14 protein-coding genes are annotated in these 15,557 nt (G+C 64.6%); 13 read left to right on the top strand and 1 reads right to left on the bottom strand.

All coding sequences use genetic code 11. The annotated features are described in order from the left end of the window. Window positions 1-112 precede the first annotated feature (112 nt). The 10 genes from ABWO90_RS19630 (at window position 113) to ABWO90_RS19585 (ending at window position 11,010) form a co-directional block, all read left to right on the top strand. On the top strand, window positions 113-784 hold the full coding sequence (locus tag ABWO90_RS19630; RefSeq protein ID WP_353192902.1) for a response regulator: 672 nt from the start codon (window positions 113-115) through the stop codon (window positions 782-784). Then, the gene (locus ABWO90_RS19625; protein ID WP_353192901.1) at window positions 777-2,168 is read left to right on the top strand and encodes a sensor histidine kinase; all 1,392 of its coding nucleotides are present in this window, start codon (window positions 777-779) and stop codon (window positions 2,166-2,168) included. Before ABWO90_RS19630 ends, ABWO90_RS19625 begins: the two co-directional genes overlap by 8 nt. Before the next feature lie 373 nt (window positions 2,169-2,541). Next, window positions 2,542-3,462, top strand: coding sequence for a sensor histidine kinase (locus ABWO90_RS19620; RefSeq protein ID WP_353192900.1), 921 nt, complete (start codon window positions 2,542-2,544; stop codon window positions 3,460-3,462). Continuing rightward, entirely contained in the window at window positions 3,459-4,118 is a 660-nt protein-coding gene (locus tag ABWO90_RS19615) for a response regulator (RefSeq protein WP_353192899.1), read from the top strand. The genes ABWO90_RS19620 and ABWO90_RS19615 overlap by 4 nt, the downstream gene beginning before the upstream one ends. Before the next feature lie 500 nt (window positions 4,119-4,618). Further along, complete coding sequence (locus ABWO90_RS19610; protein WP_353192898.1) at window positions 4,619-6,082, top strand: flagellin N-terminal helical domain-containing protein; 1,464 nt, start codon at window positions 4,619-4,621, stop codon at window positions 6,080-6,082. A gap of 157 nt (window positions 6,083-6,239) precedes the next feature. After that, a complete protein-coding gene (fliD, locus tag ABWO90_RS19605; protein ID WP_353192897.1) occupies window positions 6,240-8,303 on the top strand; it encodes a flagellar filament capping protein FliD in 2,064 nt (687 codons plus the stop codon). Window positions 8,304-8,342: 39 nt separating this feature from the next. Further along, window positions 8,343-8,777, top strand: coding sequence for a flagellar export chaperone FliS (gene fliS / locus ABWO90_RS19600; protein WP_353192896.1), 435 nt, complete (start codon window positions 8,343-8,345; stop codon window positions 8,775-8,777). Continuing rightward, a complete protein-coding gene (locus ABWO90_RS19595) occupies window positions 8,770-9,108 on the top strand; it encodes a flagellar protein FliT (protein ID WP_353192895.1) in 339 nt (112 codons plus the stop codon). The genes fliS and ABWO90_RS19595 overlap by 8 nt, the downstream gene beginning before the upstream one ends. Before the next feature lie 70 nt (window positions 9,109-9,178). Then, window positions 9,179-10,642 (top strand): flagellar hook-length control protein FliK, encoded by a 1,464-nt coding sequence (fliK, locus tag ABWO90_RS19590; RefSeq protein WP_353192894.1) that lies wholly within the window; start codon window positions 9,179-9,181, stop codon window positions 10,640-10,642. Next, window positions 10,639-11,010 carry an EscU/YscU/HrcU family type III secretion system export apparatus switch protein gene (locus ABWO90_RS19585; RefSeq protein WP_353192893.1) on the top strand — a complete coding sequence of 124 codons (372 nt, stop codon included), beginning with the start codon at window positions 10,639-10,641 and terminating at the stop codon, window positions 11,008-11,010. Before fliK ends, ABWO90_RS19585 begins: the two co-directional genes overlap by 4 nt. Before the next feature lie 201 nt (window positions 11,011-11,211). On the opposite strand, the gene fliE is transcribed toward ABWO90_RS19585, so the two are convergent. After that, window positions 11,212-11,547 carry a flagellar hook-basal body complex protein FliE gene (fliE, locus tag ABWO90_RS19580; RefSeq protein WP_353192892.1) on the bottom strand — a complete coding sequence of 112 codons (336 nt, stop codon included), beginning with the start codon at window positions 11,545-11,547 and terminating at the stop codon, window positions 11,212-11,214. Window positions 11,548-11,884: 337 nt separating this feature from the next. On the opposite strand from fliE, the gene fliF reads away from it, so the two are divergent. Genes fliF through fliH form a run of 3 tightly spaced genes read left to right on the top strand, consistent with a single transcriptional unit; the run spans window position 11,885 to window position 15,237 of the window. After that, window positions 11,885-13,573, top strand: a complete 1,689-nt coding sequence (gene fliF / locus ABWO90_RS19575) for a flagellar basal-body MS-ring/collar protein FliF (protein WP_353192891.1) — start codon at window positions 11,885-11,887, stop codon at window positions 13,571-13,573. Beyond that, window positions 13,560-14,558, top strand: a complete 999-nt coding sequence (fliG, locus tag ABWO90_RS19570; protein WP_353192890.1) for a flagellar motor switch protein FliG — start codon at window positions 13,560-13,562, stop codon at window positions 14,556-14,558. Before fliF ends, fliG begins: the two co-directional genes overlap by 14 nt. 19 nt (window positions 14,559-14,577) lie before the next feature. Then, complete coding sequence (gene fliH, locus ABWO90_RS19565; protein ID WP_353192889.1) at window positions 14,578-15,237, top strand: flagellar assembly protein FliH; 660 nt, start codon at window positions 14,578-14,580, stop codon at window positions 15,235-15,237. Window positions 15,238-15,557 lie beyond the last annotated feature (320 nt).

The following is a 15,557-nucleotide window of genomic DNA, read 5'->3' as shown; positions in this document are numbered from 1 at the left end:
GATGGGTGTTTACCCGCTGTTGGCTTGCGCGGCTTGTGCGGGCACACTCGCCGTCGCTCTGCGCGTCCCCGTGCCGCCCCGTGTCAACCGCGCGCACTTGCCCTTTGCCGTCATGAAACTGCTGCTGATCGAAGACAACGACACCCTCGCCCACTGGCTCACCCGCATGCTGCGCGACGATAACTTCACCGTCGACGCCGCCCGCGATGGCGACGCCGCGGACCGTCTGTTGCAGACCGAGACCTACGACGTGGTGCTGCTCGATCTCATGCTGCCCAAGCTCGGCGGCAAGCATGTGCTGCGACGGCTGCGCGAGCGGCGCAACAACGTGCCCGTCATCATTCTCACGGCGAGTGGCTCGGTCGACGAAAAGGTCGATTGCCTCGGCGCCGGGGCCGACGACTATCTCGTCAAACCGTTCGAAGTACGCGAGCTGATCGCGCGCGTGAAGGCGCTCGCGCGGCGTCACGCGCCGGAGCAGAGCGCCGACCTCGTGTGCGCCGACCTGAGCTATCACGCCGGCACACGGCAGTTCACGATCGCGGGCGCGCCGCTCGCGCTGCCGTCGCGCGAACACGCCGTGCTCGAGATTCTCATGCGCAAGCAGGGCAAGACGGTGGCGAAGACCGCGCTGGTCGACGGCGTCTTCGGTCTGGACGACGAACCGAGCGCCGACGCCATCGAGATCTACATTCACCGCCTGCGCAAGAAGCTCGAGACGAGCCGCGCGGCCATCATGACCCTGCGCGGGCTCGGGTATCTGCTGCGCGAGAAAGATGCTTAGCCTGCGCGTCCGGTTGTTGATGTGGCTCATGCTGCCGCTCTCGCTGTATATCGGCGCGAGCGCGTGGCTGGCGTATCGCAGCGCACGCGACACGGCGGAACTCGTACAAGACCGTGCGTTGCTGACGTCCGCCCAGGTGATCGCGGGTCAGCTCACCTGGGTCGACGGGGCCTTGCGGGCGAACGTGCCCCCGTCCGCGCTGGAGTTGTTCGCATCGGCGGCGCACGACCGCGTCTTCTATCAGGTCATTACCGAGAGCGGCCAGTTGCTGGCCGGTCCGCCCGACTTCCCGCATCCGCCGCTGTTTCCACAGACCGTCCCCACCTATTCGAACATCACCGTCGACGGCGAACCGCTTCGTGCGATCAGCTTTGTGCGCACGATGTACGACTCGGGACAGCCGCATCGGGTTGCCGTTGTCGTGGCCGAGACCATGCGCGCCCATGACGACATGCTCGCGCAATTGTGGGAGCCGTCGCTGCACCGCCAGATTGCGATGGCGGCACTCGCGGCCCTGCTCGTGCTGATCGGGCTGACGGTGGAACTGCATCCGCTCATCCGGCTGAAGGACGAAGTCGCCGGGCGCGCGCCGCAGGAGCTGGTGCCGATCCGCGCCGGGCAGTTGCAAACCGAGCTGCGTCCGATCGTCGACGCGATCAACCTCTGCATCCAGCGCCTGTCGGCGCAGGCGCAGCAGCAGCGCCGCTTCGTGGCCGACGCCGCGCATCAGCTTCGCACCCCGCTCACGCTGCTCGATACGCAACTGCAATTCGCCGCGCAACTCGACGACCGCGCAGCGCTGGCCGATGTGCTGGCCGCCATGCACACGAGCAGTCGTGGCCTGAACGACCTGACCAACAAGCTGTTGCTGTTGTCGCAGGCCGAGGCGTCCGACACGCCGGCCTTCTCTCGCGTGCGGGTCGATCTGGTGGCCGTTGCCGCAGGCGTGCTCGAAGAGCTGGTCGCGCTCGCCCAGCGACGCGACATCGATCTGGGGTTGGAGACCTCGGAGACCCGGTTGTGGGTGCTGGGCAACGCCGAGCTGTTTCATGCGATGGTCATGAATCTTGTCGACAATGCGATCCGCTATATCCACGAGGGTGGACGCGTGACGGTCGCCATCGACTGCCCGGACGGTACTGCCCGCCTGCGGGTCATCGACGACGGGCCGGGCATTCAGGCCGAGGCACGCCAGCGCGTGTTCGAGCGCTTCTACCGCAACGCGCCGCCCGGACAGCCGGGCACGGGCCTGGGTCTGGCCATCGTCAAGGAAATCGTGGCCGCCAGTCACGGCACGGTCACACTGGCGCCGGGCGACGACGGACGTGGCCTGATCGTCACCGTCACGCTCCCAATGGATTCGGACACCGAACGCAACGCCTGATACGGCACTTCACCCGGGGCAGTTCACCGATGGAACGCGTGGTATACCCGCGACGTTGTCTGAAAGAAAATCACAACCGTATGAAGTCGCGATAAAAATTAAGGCGTTACAATTATTTAGATCTAAGATGTCGTTTGAAACATACGCTCGACTGGATGCGCTAGGACAAACCCTGATATATTCGGGGTCTTCGCAGAATCCTCCTCAAGCAAGCAGAAACTTCTTGATCCAAATCAAATAGTTAAGCTTCGCTGTCAACCGCGCGATTGCCCAACGCGTGTAATTGTGACGAAATGTAAAGTTTGTTAAATTGAATGTGGGTCTCGCCGCGTGGGTTGCGGCACGGGACTTTTTCTCTCAGGGATTTGCCTCCATGCCGTATCTCGTCGATCCTGCCGCACAGGCTGCGAGACGTCGCGTGTCGTCACCAGACGACACGTTGCACGCGCGCGCCGCGACACCGGCATCGGATCCGCCAGCCGCCTGCGATACGGCATTGCCGGCAGAGTCGGCCTCGCGCCCCGCGCGACCGGCCACGGCACGAGCACTCGCCCAATCCGTCGCACGCAAGATCGACGCCGCTCGCGAAGCCGAGCGCACGCGACTGGCGCAGGAGATGCACGACGGACTCGGCGCGCATCTCACGGCCCTGCAGCTCACGGCGGCGCGCCTCGCGATGCGTCCACCGGCGAGCGCGGCCGAATGGCAATCCCTCTGCCTGCAGATTCAGAACGCCGCGAACGCTGCGCGCGACGCCGCCGACGAACTCGTCGGCCGCAATCGCCCGCCGGCGCTCGACGCCGGCCTTGTCCTCGCGTTGCGTGCCTGGCTGCGCGGCTTCGGCGAGCAAAGCGGCCTCACATGCATCTGGCGTTGCGACGACGTCACGCGCGAGCGCGTCGCGCATCTGAGCACCGACGCCGTGCTGGCCTTGTACCGCATCGCACAGGAAGCCCTGACCAACGTCGCCCGACATGCACGCGCTACGCGTGTGGTCGTGGCACTCGACGGCAGCCATCGTTCACTCAAACTCACGATTTCCGACGACGGTTGCGGGCTCGCCCGCGGCGCGCGTCGCAAGCAGGGACATTTCGGACTGGTTGGCATGCGTGAGCGCTGCACGGCGCTCGGCGGCACCCTCCGTATCGGATGTGGCAATGGCAGTGTTCAAGGATCGGGGACGCTCGTGAGCGCGCGTCTTCCCTGGCAACAAATCCTGTCGTCCCCGGCGGCTGCGCTCGCTGCCGGCCACCCGGCCCCGGAATCGCTTGCTCTTCACGGATACGCATCATGACGCTTAGAGTGCTCATCGTCGACGACCACGCCATCGTGCGCCAGGGCGTCCGGCAATTGCTCACCGATAGCGGGAGCATCGCCGTCATCGGCGAAGCCGATTGCGGCGCGGAAGCGCTGGAGATGACCGACGCAGCCCAGTGGGACATCGTCCTGCTCGACATTTCGCTGCCCGACACGAACGGTCTGGAGATTCTCAAGACGCTGCGACGCAAACATCCGCGTCTGCCGATCATGATCTTCAGCATGTACGGCGAAGGTCAGTTCGCGCTGCGCGCGCTCAAGGCCGGCGCCGCCGGTTACCTGAGCAAACGTTCGAACGCCCAGCAACTGGTCTCGGCCGTGCGGCAGGTCGCCTCGGGGCGCAAGTACGTGAGCCCGATGGTCGCCGAAACGCTCGCCGACTACCTCGGCCCGGACGCCGACCAGCCGCCGCACGAGCGCCTGTCGGACCGTGAATATCAGACGCTTTGCATGATCGGCTCGGGCAAGCGCCTGACCGACATCGCCAACGCGCTCTCGCTGTCGGTCAAGACCGTGAGCGTGTACCGCACCCGCCTGCTCGAGAAGATGCGCCTGAACAATAACGCCGAGCTGACGTATTACGTGATGCAACATGGCCTGGTCAGCGCCGAGATGGGGCCGATGTGCGCGTGATTCCCATCTGACGGGAGCGCGTCGGCCCTTCGACGCCGACCGGCACACTCCGGATTAAGCACTCACTACATGGCCCGCGACTGCGGGCCATGTGCTTTTCGTGCGTCGGATTGTCACATTGCGAAGATTTTTCATGGCCGCCGAAAAAATTTTTCGCCCACCCCCGCGTTGTGCCGCCGGATGAGAAACCGCCACCTCGCCGCCCCGTCCTTTTTGCAACCTTCCATCTGTCAGAGCCTTACAGGACAAGAATAGGCGGCAGATTGCCCCTTTCCTTTGCGGATCAATCGTGGAGGAATTTTGTAGACTGGCTCACTAGCGTTTTTCCGACATCGACGGGGTCAGTCGATGAGGGGCGGTGAAGCATTTTGCAAAACCACCCTAAATTTTCCCAGAGGGCGACCGATATCCCCTACAACGGCGGCTTTCGGCGATTGGCTGGTGAGCCAAAGTTACGGCGCTTAAGCCGGAGCCAAAAATTTTGGGAAAGGAGTGGCTAAATGTCATCTGTCATCAATACCAACATCTTCTCGCTGGTCGCCCAGCGTAACCTGAGCACCTCGCAGAGCAGCCTGCAAACCTCGATCACGCGTCTGTCGTCGGGTCTGCGTATCAACAGCGCAGCTGACGATGCCGCCGGTCTGGCCATTACCGACCGCATGACCGCACAGGTCAACGGTCTGACGCAAGCTCAGCGCAACGCCAACGACGGCATCTCGCTGGTGCAAACGGCTGCCGGCGCCCTGTCGTCGATCACCGACAACCTGCAACGCATCCGCACGCTGGCCGTTCAGGCAACGAACACGACGAACTCGGATTCGGATCGTGCCGCGCTTGACCAGGAAGTTCAGCAGCGTCTGGCTGAAATCAACCGTACGGCTCAGCAGACCCAGTTCAACGGTCTGTCGGTGCTGAACGGCTCGATGGGCACGGCCAACTTCCAGGTCGGCGCCAACGCAGGTCAGACCATCTCGGTCAACCTGTCGCAAAGCATGGGCATCAACAGCATCGGTGCTGTGGCTAGCGCATCGTCGTCCGCCGCACTGACCAAGGGTGCACCGTTCGTTGCTGACGGCACGACGAACACGATCACGGTTACCGCAGGTGCCGCTGGTACCGCTACGAAGATCGCGGCCGGCACGTACAACACGGCAGCAGAACTTGCTGCGGCCATCAATGCTGCTGCGACGACGTCGAGCGGTGGCACGGTGACCTCCGTTGCAACGGTTACCTCCACGGGCGAACTGTCGATCGCTGGCGATGGCACTAACGCCACCACTATCGCAACGGCCGGCACGGCTGCCAACCTGGGCATCACGAGCTCGACTTCGGCTACGGTCGCATCGACCTCGACCAAGGTCGGCAACACGCTGACGGGCGCGGTCACCCTCGCAGCCGGCGATCTGACGATCACGGGCGCCAATGGTGTCGCAACGCAGATCACTGGCACGTTCAAGACGCCGACCGATCTGGCCAACGCCATCAGCGCGACCAACACCGGCGTGACCGCCTACATCGACACGGCTGGCAAGCTGAATCTGCTTTCGGGTTCGGCATTCACGATCGCCGGTTCGACGACGGGCCTGGCCAATACCGGCCTGACGACCGCTGCCGGCGCGAACGGCGGTGTGCAAGCCGTCAACACCAACTCGACCCTGTCGGCAGCGAATGTCACCAGCATCGACAACGCCACGAAGATGATCGCTCAGATCGACTCGGCAATCGGCACGGTCGACACGCTGAACGCAACGCTGGGTGCAATTCAAAACCGCTTCCAGTCGACCATCAGCAGCCTGTCGACGACGACGCAAAACCTGACCTCGGCACGTTCGGGCGTTCAGGATACGGACTACGCAGCGGAAACGGCCAACCTGACCCGCTCGCAGATCCTGCAACAAGCTGGTATCTCGATGCTGTCGCAAGCCAACCAGCTGCCGCAGCAAGTGCTCAAGCTCCTCCAGTAATACCGGAGTAGCGACCAGCATGGCCGGTGCGCGCAAGCGCATCGGCAAGTCGGCGGCGTCACTGCATCGCGGTGCCGCCGCCGCGCGCTTTGCAGACCGGTGTTCACGCAACACAGCCGGGCAGTAAAAAATCAGTTCAACGGAGCGAGAGCAAAAGATGGCAACTTCGAGTTCAACAGGCAGCATTTCCTCCCCCGGTATCGGTTCGGGGCTGGACGTCAACGCCCTTGTCACGAGCCTGATGCAGCCGGCCAACAACAAGCTCACGCTGCTGAAGAACCAGGAAACGAGTTACCAGACCAAGCTTTCCGCCATCGGACAGCTGCAGTCGGCAATGAGTGCGTTCCAGACGTCGCTCACCTCGCTGTCCAGTGCCTCCCAGTATCTGCAAATGTCTGCGACGGCAGCCGATACGACGATTCTGTCCGCCAGCGCCGACACGACGGCCGCTGCGGGTTCGTACACGGTGAATATCGGCCAGCTGGCGCAGGCACAAAGTCTGTCGACCAAGGGCGTGACCAGCCAGACCGCGTCGCTCGGGTCGGGCAACCCGGCCACAAAACTGACGATTTCGTTCGGCACGATCACTGGCACCGCCGTGAACGGCGTTTATGGCAGTGGCACTACGTTTGCCACCAATGCCTCCCAGTCGCCGGTCACGATCACGATCGACAGCTCCAACAACTCGCTGCAGGGCATTCGTGATGCCATCAACGCGTCGGGCGCCAATGTATCGGCGACCATCGTGAACGATGGCAGCGACACGCCGTATCGTCTCGTTCTGACATCGAAGACGACCGGCCAGAACATGAGCATGCAGATTACCGCCGCCGCAGGTGGCGATCCGCAAATCACGAATCTGCTCTCATACGACGCAACCGCCACGCAAAATCTGACGCAAACCGCGGCCGCACAGAATGCGAACCTGACGGTCAATGGCCTGAGCATCACGAGCGCGACGAACTCCATCACTGGTGCAGTGCAGGGGCTGACGATCAATGCGTTGAAAGTCGGCACCACGACCGTGACGACCACCAACAACACGAGTGCCGTCACCACTGCCGTCACGAATTTCGCGAGCGCGTACAACTCGCTCCAAAACACCATTGCCAGCCTGACCGCTTTCGACAAGGCTGGTGGTGGCGCGAATAACGGTCCGCTCATCGGTGACTCCACGGTTCAGCTCGTGCAGAACCGTATTCAGCAGATTCTCAATAGCAAGCTACCAGGCGTTGGCACGAATGCGCTGTCGTCGCTTGCGCAGATCGGCGTGTCTTTCCAGTCAGACGGTACGCTCGCCGTCGATCAGAGCGCGCTGACCAAGGCGATCAGCTCAGGCGGCTTTTCACAACTCGCGTCCCTGCTCGCCACAAACGGCATTACATCCGACAGCCTGATCTCATACACCAGTTCGACCAGCAATACACAAGCCGGTCAGTACGCGATCAACATTTCGCAGATAGCGACGCAAGGCGCATCCGTCGGCTCCATCGATCTGACTAAGGGTGGCACGACGTCTCAAGTCACCGTCGACCAGACCAACAACCAGATGACCGTGCAACTCGACGGCAAATCGGCAAGCGTTGTTATTCCCCCGGGTACCTACACGCCTGACACGTTAGCCGCCGCAATTCAATCGGCGGTGAACGGCAACAGTGTCTTCACCGGCATGGGATCGTCCGTTGCCGTCACGCAGAAGAACGGCGTCCTGACCATGACGTCGACGCGCTATGGCTCGGCGTCAAAGGTTTCCGTGGGCGGAGTCGCTGGCGCATCGCTGTTCGGGACGACGACCGATTCGACTGGCCTCGACGTCGCGGGCACCATCGGCGGCTATCAGGCATCCGGAAGCGGCCAGACGTTGACCGGCGTGACCGGGGGACCCACCAGCGGGTTGAAGATCACCGTCACGGGCACCACGACCGGCAATCGCGGAACGATCAACTTCTCGCAGGGCTACGCGTCGCTGCTGAACAATCAGGTCACCGACTTCCTCAGTACCAAGGGTCCGATCCTGTCCGCAACAAACAGTCTTAACGCAACGATCAAGCAAATCCAGCAGCAGGAATCGGATTGGCAGGATCAGATGACGCAGATGCAGAACCGCTATCTCGCGCAATTCACCGCGCTGGACGCCACGATGGCCAAACTGCAGAGCACGAGCGACTACCTCAAGCAGGTACTGGGTGGTTCGTCCTCGTCCTCGTCGTCCTCGAAGTAAGCGCGCGGCGCACGGCGCTCACGCGCTTCGGAGAAAGTCATGTACGGTCAAAACGCCGCCAACGCGTATCGCAAGGTCGGTCTCGAAACGGGTGTGATCGCCGCCAGCCCGCATCAGCTCATCATGATGCTGTTCGACGGTGCCAAGGCAGCCCTCACCAAGGCACGCGTCCATTTCGAGGACGGCCGTATCCCCGAGCGCGGTCAGGCGATCTCGAAAGCCATCGGCATCATCGGCGGGCTGCGCGACGGGTTGAACATGGATGTCGGCGGGGAACTGTCGCGCAATCTGCGCGATCTCTACGACTACATGAGCCAGCGTCTGCTCGAGGCGAATCTCGAGAACGACGTCGCCAAGGTACGCGAAGTCGATACCCTGCTCGACACGATCGCATCGGCCTGGCGCGAAATCGCCCCGGCTGCCGGCACGGGTGCTCCCGCTGCGCAAGCGGGCACCGGAGTGCGCTATGAGTGAAGCCACGACCTTGCTGAACTGCTACGAAAGTATTGCCGGCCTTACGGAGCGCATGCTCGGTGTGGCGCGCGGCGGCGACTGGGACGCCCTGATCGATCTCGAGGCGCAGTACCGCGCGCAGGTCGACTCGATCAAGCAGCTCGACGCCGCACTGCCGCTCACGGAAGACGAGCGCGCGCGCAAGCATGAGATCATCCGGCGCATTCTGGCCGACGATGCGGCCATTCGCGACCTCGTCGTGCCGCGTCTGGCGCATCTCGACGCCATGATCAACAACACGCGCCGTCAACGTGCCCTGCACGAAGTCTACGGCCTGAACCTGGGTGCCTGACGCGCCACCGGTGCGCCGCCCGACGGCGGCACCGGCGACGCGTTGCCGCACACGTATTTCGGAGTAAGGCATGGCCGGTCTCGACTCGGTTCTGGCCACGACACTCGCACGGCGGCTCGACTCTCTGCTCGGCCTCGGGCAGGGCGCGGCGTCGACGAATGCGCCCAGTGCCATCGCCGGCACGCAGCCGACGGGCGACGCCACCTCCGCCCTAGGCGATCTCGCCACCAAAGCCTCGTCGACGGCCGTCGGCCTGGGCAACACCGCATCGCAAACCGCCGCCCGGCTCCCGACGCCGGTGCAGCAAGCCACGCTGTCGGCAGCGGCACGCACCATCGACACCATCCTGCGTCTCGCGCCCGACTCGCCCGGCCCCGTTCAGGCGAGTGCGCCCATGTGGCCGGCCGCGCCCGGTACCGGCGCGCCGGCGCTCGCGCCGCTTGTCGCTGCGGCGCTGAAAGAAGCGTTGTCGGCAAGTGGACTCTTTTACGAATCGCATCTGGCGCAGTGGGCCTCGGGCAGCCGCTCGTTCGAGCAGTTGCAGGCCGAGCCGCAGTTGCGCTGGCCGGCGTCTGCCAATCTGGCGGCACAATTGCGCGCCGCCGGCGCCGATGCCACGCTGCCCGGCCCCGGGCCGCTAACGCGTTTGCTCGGTCCGGCCGGCGCGGAAGCCACGCTTGCCACCGGCTGGCCGACCCTCGGCGCGTCGAACTTGCCGACGGCAACGCCCCCGTTGCCTAGCCAATCCGGTGTTGCGGCACAAGCCGCCCCCGGTACGACACCCGACACCGGGCCGAATGCGGGGGCCAATCTTCCGAACACGGCGAACGCACTGGCCCATGCCGCGAGCGTGGCGCATACGACGAGTACCGTCCTGCCCAGCGGGCACGACGCCGCCGCTGCCGCATTGGCGTCGGACGGCAGCACTGCGGCAGCAGCCAATGCACAACCGCATGGACCGGCGGGCGCGATTGCCGCCGTGGCGAATACGCCGGCCGAGAGCGTGACGCTCGTGCGTCAGCAGCTCGACATGCTGGTCAATCCGCAGTTTCAGTGGAACGGCATGGCTTGGCCCGGAACGCCGATGGAATGGCAGGTCGAGGAGCGTCCGGGGCAGACGGTGCCGGGCGAGGCGCCCACGCCGTCGACATGGCACACACATCTTCGGCTCACACTGCCGTCGCTCGGCACTGTCGACGTCACGCTCGGCCTGTCGGGCCAGCAACTGCAGGCGCGCTTGCTGACGGATACGACGGCATCAGCCGATGCGTTGTCGGAGGAAGGCGAGGATCTGCGTGCGCGGCTCGCGGCCGTTGGCCTGATCGCCAGTCAATTGTCGTTTGGCGCGTTGGGCGATGACGGCGGTGCTACTGCGGCAATGTCGAGCGCCGCGAGTGTGTCGTCGGGCGCAACGGAAAACGCGGGCGCCAGACTGGCAACGGGCAACGAGACGACGCCTACGGTGAGCGGCTCGCAAACCGATGGCGATGCCTCCGAAGGCGCCGACACACCCCGAACCGGAGGTGAAGCATGACCCTGCCCCCGGAACGCCGCACCGCAGTCGCGCTCGCCTACGGGGCGAAAGACAATGCGCCGCGCGTTGTCGCGAAGGGCTACGGCCTGCTCGCCGACACGATCGTGCGAACCGCGCGCGAGCACGGCCTTTATGTCCACGAGTCGCCGGAGTTGGTGAGCCTGTTGATGCAGGTGGACCTCGACCAGCGAATTCCCGCGCAGCTTTATCAAGCGGTAGCGGAACTGCTGGCATGGCTCTACAAGCTCGAAGCGGGCCGGGGCGGCAATCCGCCACCGCTGCCGCCAGGCGTCCTCCCGTCGGACGTGCAAACCGAAGCACCTGCCGCACCCACCGTTCCCGCCTCGCCTGACGAACCGTCTGCCTGAGCCCCGCACGCGCTAGGTCGTGCTTGTTGCGGTTCAATGAAGGACGCGGTGTTCGCACGCGCCGCCGCTGAATCGATGTAACTCAGCCGCGAACCACCCACCTGCCAACCCAACAAAAAAGCCCCGTCTTCAAACGGGGCTTTTCTTGATCGCCGGACACCGTCCGGCGACGCTAAGCAACAACGCGTGAGGTTGTGTACGTCAAACCTGCATGTTCATCACGGTTGTGTAGGCCGAAACGAGCTTGTTGCGCACCTGCAGGCTCATCTGGAAGCCGATGTTGGCCTTCTGCAGATCGACCATCACGTCGTTCAGCGCCACACCCGGCTCGCCCATTTCAAAGGCCTTCGCCTGTGCCTCGGCGCCATTCTGCGACGCCGACACGCGCTTGAGCGATGCTTCGAGCTCGGACGCAAAGCCGCCCGTCTTCGACGCAGCACCCGCGCCAGCACTCGCCGTGCCCATGATCGAGCCCGCCGCCTGCGACGCCACACCGCCCAACTTCTGCAGTACCGATTCGATCCCCGGAATCGCCATGATGCTTGTCCTCTGTTGGCCCGGCGGCGCGCGACATCGCACAGCTCTCACCGGTTGGCCTTTTATCAGTTAGATCGGAGCTTACCACCCGTTGGCAAGCCCCCAATACCTTAATTAACGGCAAAACACCCGCCTAATCCACCGAACGATTCCACATTCGCCAACGAATAATCTGGACCATCGGCGTCGTGCGCACCGGACCCCGGAGTCTTTCCGATCCTTAATCCCCCAACGGGTGAGCGCCACGCCAAGCGTACCCCGGAGAATTCTGTCGCATGTTAGTGAGCACTTCCACCGCGATGAACGTCATGACAACGCCGCTGGCGTGGAGCCGCGCATGAATGCCGCCACCCAGACGGCCGACGTCGCCGCCAAGCCGCCCCTGCTGGCGCAGTTGCGTTCGCGCGAACGCCTGCCCCTGCTCATCGGCGGCGCGGCGCTCGTCGCCCTGCTGATCGCCGTCTTCCTGTGGAGCCGTGCCCCCGATTACAAGGTGCTGTACAGCAACCTGAGCGATCGCGACGGCGGCGCCATCATCACGTCGCTCCAGCAGATGAACGTGCCGTACAAGTTCGCCGAAGGCGGCGGTGCCATCCTGGTGCCGTCCGAGCAGGTGCACGACGTGCGCCTGCGTCTGGCGTCGCAAGGCCTGCCCAAGGGCGGCCTCGTCGGCTTCGAACTGATGGACAACCAGAAGTTCGGCATCAGCCAGTTCGCCGAACAAGTCAATTACCAGCGCGCGCTCGAAGGTGAACTCGCCCGCTCGGTCGAATCGCTCTCCGCCGTGCAGGCCGCCCGCGTGCACCTGGCCATTCCGAAACCGTCGGTCTTCGTTCGCGAGCAACAGAAGCCCAGCGCATCGGTACTCGTCACGCTGTACCCGGGCCGCGTGCTCGACGACGCCCAGGTGAGCGCCATCGTTCACATGGTCGCCTCCAGCGTGCCGGAACTGCCCGTCAAGAACGTGACGGTGCTCGACCAGAACGGCAACCTCCTGTCGGCCCAGAGCGGCAATGCCCTCGGCCTGGACGCCGCCCAGCTCAAGTACGTCCGCGAACTCGAACAGTCGTACGCCCGCCGCATCGAAGCGATCCTGAACCCGATCATCGGCCCGGGCAACGTGCATGCGCAGGTCACGGCCGACGTCGACTTCAATCAGGTCGAACAGACGTCCGAGAATTACAAGCCGAATGCGGGCGAGCAAGCCGTGCGTAGCCAGCAAAGCAGCGAAGCCACCCAGATCGGCATTACGCCGCCGGGCGGCGTGCCGGGTGCACTGTCGAACCAGCCGCCGGGACAAGCCACCGCACCGATCACGCAGCAGCAACAGCAGTTCGCCCAGCAAGGCGCCAACCCGGCCAGCGCCGCCAGCGCCCCGCAAGGCCCGCGCAGCGACCGCAAGGACGCCACGGTCAACTACGAAATCGACCGCACGATCCGTCACGTGCAACAAGCGACGGGCGGCCTGAAGCGTCTGTCGGCCGCCGTGGTCGTGAACTACCGTCCGGGCACCGACGCCAAGGGCAAGGCAGCGATGGTGGCCCTCACGCAGGCCCAGCTCGACCAGATCCAGAACCTGTCGAAGGAAGCCATCGGCTTCTCCGCACAGCGGGGCGACACGCTCAACATCGTGAACAGCCCGTTCACGGTGGAAGCCGATCCGGAAGCCAATCTGCCGTGGTGGCGCCAGCGTCAGAACATCGAACTCGCCAAGCAGGTCGGCAAGTGGGCGCTGATCGGGCTGATCGGCATCTATCTGTGGTTCGGCGTGGTGCGTCCGGCGATCCGCAAGCATCTGAGCCCCCCGCCGCCGGCCGAGCCGACGCTCGCCGGGGCCGGTGGTGCCGGTGCCGATGGAGTGGAAGGGGCCGAAGGCGAAGGTGCCGACGGTACGCCCGGCAAGTCGGGCGAACTCAGCGCCTACGAGCGTAACTTGCAGTACGCGCGCCAAGTCGCGCGACAGGATCCGAAGATCGTGGCAACGGTAGTCAAATCATGGGTGGGTGGTGGCGATGAGCGCGGCTGAGGGACTCCAACGCAGCGCCATCCTCCTGATGTCGCTGGGCGAAGATGAAGCGGCGGAGGTCTTCAAGTACCTCGCGCCGCGTGAGGTGCAAAAGCTCGGCGCGGCCATGGCCTCGCTGCGCCAGGTCACGCGCGACCAGATCGCCGACGTGCTTCAGGACTTCGTGCTCGAAGCCGAACAGCACTCCGCGCTCTCGCTCGACTCGTCCGAATACATCCGCTCGGTGCTCAACAAGGCCCTGGGCAACGACAAGGCCGCAGGCCTGATCGAGCGCATTCTGCAGGGTGGCGACACCAGCGGCATCGAAGGCCTGAAGTGGATGGACTCTAACGCCGTGGCCGAACTGATCCGCCACGAGCATCCGCAGATCATCGCCACGATTCTGGTCCACCTCGACCGCGATCAGGCGTCGGAAGTGCTCGCGCTCTTCACCGAGCGCCTGCGTAACGACGTCGTGCTGCGTATCGCCACGCTCGACGGCATTCAGCCGGCCGCGCTGCGCGAACTCAACGACGTGCTCACCAAACTGCTCTCCGGCAGCGAGAACATCAAGCGCAGCCCGATGGGTGGCGTGCGCACGGCGGCGGAAATCCTCAACTACCTGGGCGGCGTGCACGAGGAATCGGTCATCGAAGCCGTGCGCAACTACGACTCGGACCTCGCGGCGAAGATCGTCGAAGAGATGTTCGTGTTCGAGAACCTGCTCGACGTGGAAGACCGCAGCATCCAGGTGCTGCTCAAGGAAATCGAGTCCGAGTCGCTCATCATCGCGCTCAAGGGCGCGCCGACCGAGTTGCGCGAAAAGTTCTTCAAGAACATGTCCGCGCGTGCGGCCGAACTGCTGCGCGAAGACCTCGAATCGCGCGGTCCGGTCCGTGTCTCGGAAGTCGAAGCCGAACAGAAGAAGGTGCTGCAAGTCGTGCGGCGCCTGGCCGATCAGGGCGCCATCATGATCGGCGGCCGCGGCGACGACGCTTACGTGTAACGGAACGGGGCCCGCGCGCATGTCGACCATCATTCCGAAAGAACGCCTCTCCGCCTGGCAGCGCTGGGAGATGGCGTCGTTCGACCCGCCGCCGCCCCCGCCTCCGCCGCAACCCGAACCGCCGCGTCCGCTCGACGATCCCGCGCTGGTCGCACAGATCGCCGCGTGGCGCGAGGAAGCGCGCGCCGAAGGTCACGCACAAGGCTACAACGCCGGCCACGCCGAGGGCTACGCTGCCGGACAAGCCGCCGGACGCCACGAAGTCGACACGCGCGCCGCGCAGCTCGCCGACATCGCGCATGGTTTCGGCACTGCCGTGAACGCCATCGACCGCGAAGTGGCCGAGCCGCTGCTCGGGCTGGCACTCGACATCGCGCGTCAGGCGCTGCGCCAGACCCTTGCGATTCACCCGGAAACCCTGCTGCCGATCGTGCGCGACCTGCTCGCCAACGATCCGCTGACCGGCTCGCCCCGCCTGCTCCTGAATCCGGAAGACGTCGCGCTCGTCGAAGCGCACGTCGGTGCGGAATTGCAGGCCGCAGGCTGGACGGTGCGTGCCGACCCCACGATCGAGCGCGGTGGCTGCAAGGCCGAAGCCGCGAGCGGTGAAGTCGACGCCACCGTGGCCACCCGTTGGCAACGCGTGATGGCCGCGCTCGGCAAGGACCTGCCGTGGTAAACGCCGAACTCACCCCGCTCGCCGCGCATGCGCCGGTGCTCCCGAGCACCGAGAAAACGCATGACAACGCTGCGGCCGCGCCGACTTCGCCCTCGCCGGCGAACGACGGCACGACGCCGACCGTGCGCCTGTGGGATGAGATCGACACGAACGCACACCCCGCTCAGGCCGGTGCGCTGCAACCGGACGATCACGAAGACGCGTCGGCGACGCCTCGCGACGCAAACGACGCAAACGGGGAAACGGCAGCCCCCGGCGACAACGCGGAAATCGCCGCACAAGCGCCGACATCCGCCCCGCAAGCCGCCGGGCACGCCGCT

This window comes from Pandoraea pnomenusa, from assembly GCF_040391475.1.
Taxonomy (GTDB): domain Bacteria; phylum Pseudomonadota; class Gammaproteobacteria; order Burkholderiales; family Burkholderiaceae; genus Pandoraea; species Pandoraea pnomenusa_C.
This window is presented reverse-complemented; position numbering and strand designations above follow the sequence as displayed.

Excerpts from the sequence above, each read along its gene's own strand:
- ABWO90_RS19630 (WP_353192902.1), top strand. The coding sequence starts at position 113 with ATGAAACTGCTGCTGATCGAAGACAACGACACCCTCGCCCACTGGCTC.
- ABWO90_RS19625 (WP_353192901.1), top strand. The coding sequence starts at position 777 with ATGCTTAGCCTGCGCGTCCGGTTGTTGATGTGGCTCATGCTGCCGCTC.
- ABWO90_RS19620 (WP_353192900.1), top strand. The coding sequence starts at position 2,542 with ATGCCGTATCTCGTCGATCCTGCCGCACAGGCTGCGAGACGTCGCGTG.
- ABWO90_RS19615 (WP_353192899.1), top strand. The coding sequence starts at position 3,459 with ATGACGCTTAGAGTGCTCATCGTCGACGACCACGCCATCGTGCGCCAG.
- ABWO90_RS19610 (WP_353192898.1), top strand. The coding sequence starts at position 4,619 with ATGTCATCTGTCATCAATACCAACATCTTCTCGCTGGTCGCCCAGCGT.
- fliD (WP_353192897.1), top strand. The coding sequence starts at position 6,240 with ATGGCAACTTCGAGTTCAACAGGCAGCATTTCCTCCCCCGGTATCGGT.
- fliS (WP_353192896.1), top strand. The coding sequence starts at position 8,343 with ATGTACGGTCAAAACGCCGCCAACGCGTATCGCAAGGTCGGTCTCGAA.
- ABWO90_RS19595 (WP_353192895.1), top strand. The coding sequence starts at position 8,770 with ATGAGTGAAGCCACGACCTTGCTGAACTGCTACGAAAGTATTGCCGGC.
- fliK (WP_353192894.1), top strand. The coding sequence starts at position 9,179 with ATGGCCGGTCTCGACTCGGTTCTGGCCACGACACTCGCACGGCGGCTC.
- ABWO90_RS19585 (WP_353192893.1), top strand. The coding sequence starts at position 10,639 with ATGACCCTGCCCCCGGAACGCCGCACCGCAGTCGCGCTCGCCTACGGG.
- fliE (WP_353192892.1), bottom strand. The coding sequence starts at position 11,547 with ATGGCGATTCCGGGGATCGAATCGGTACTGCAGAAGTTGGGCGGTGTG.
- fliF (WP_353192891.1), top strand. The coding sequence starts at position 11,885 with ATGAATGCCGCCACCCAGACGGCCGACGTCGCCGCCAAGCCGCCCCTG.
- fliG (WP_353192890.1), top strand. The coding sequence starts at position 13,560 with ATGAGCGCGGCTGAGGGACTCCAACGCAGCGCCATCCTCCTGATGTCG.
- fliH (WP_353192889.1), top strand. The coding sequence starts at position 14,578 with ATGTCGACCATCATTCCGAAAGAACGCCTCTCCGCCTGGCAGCGCTGG.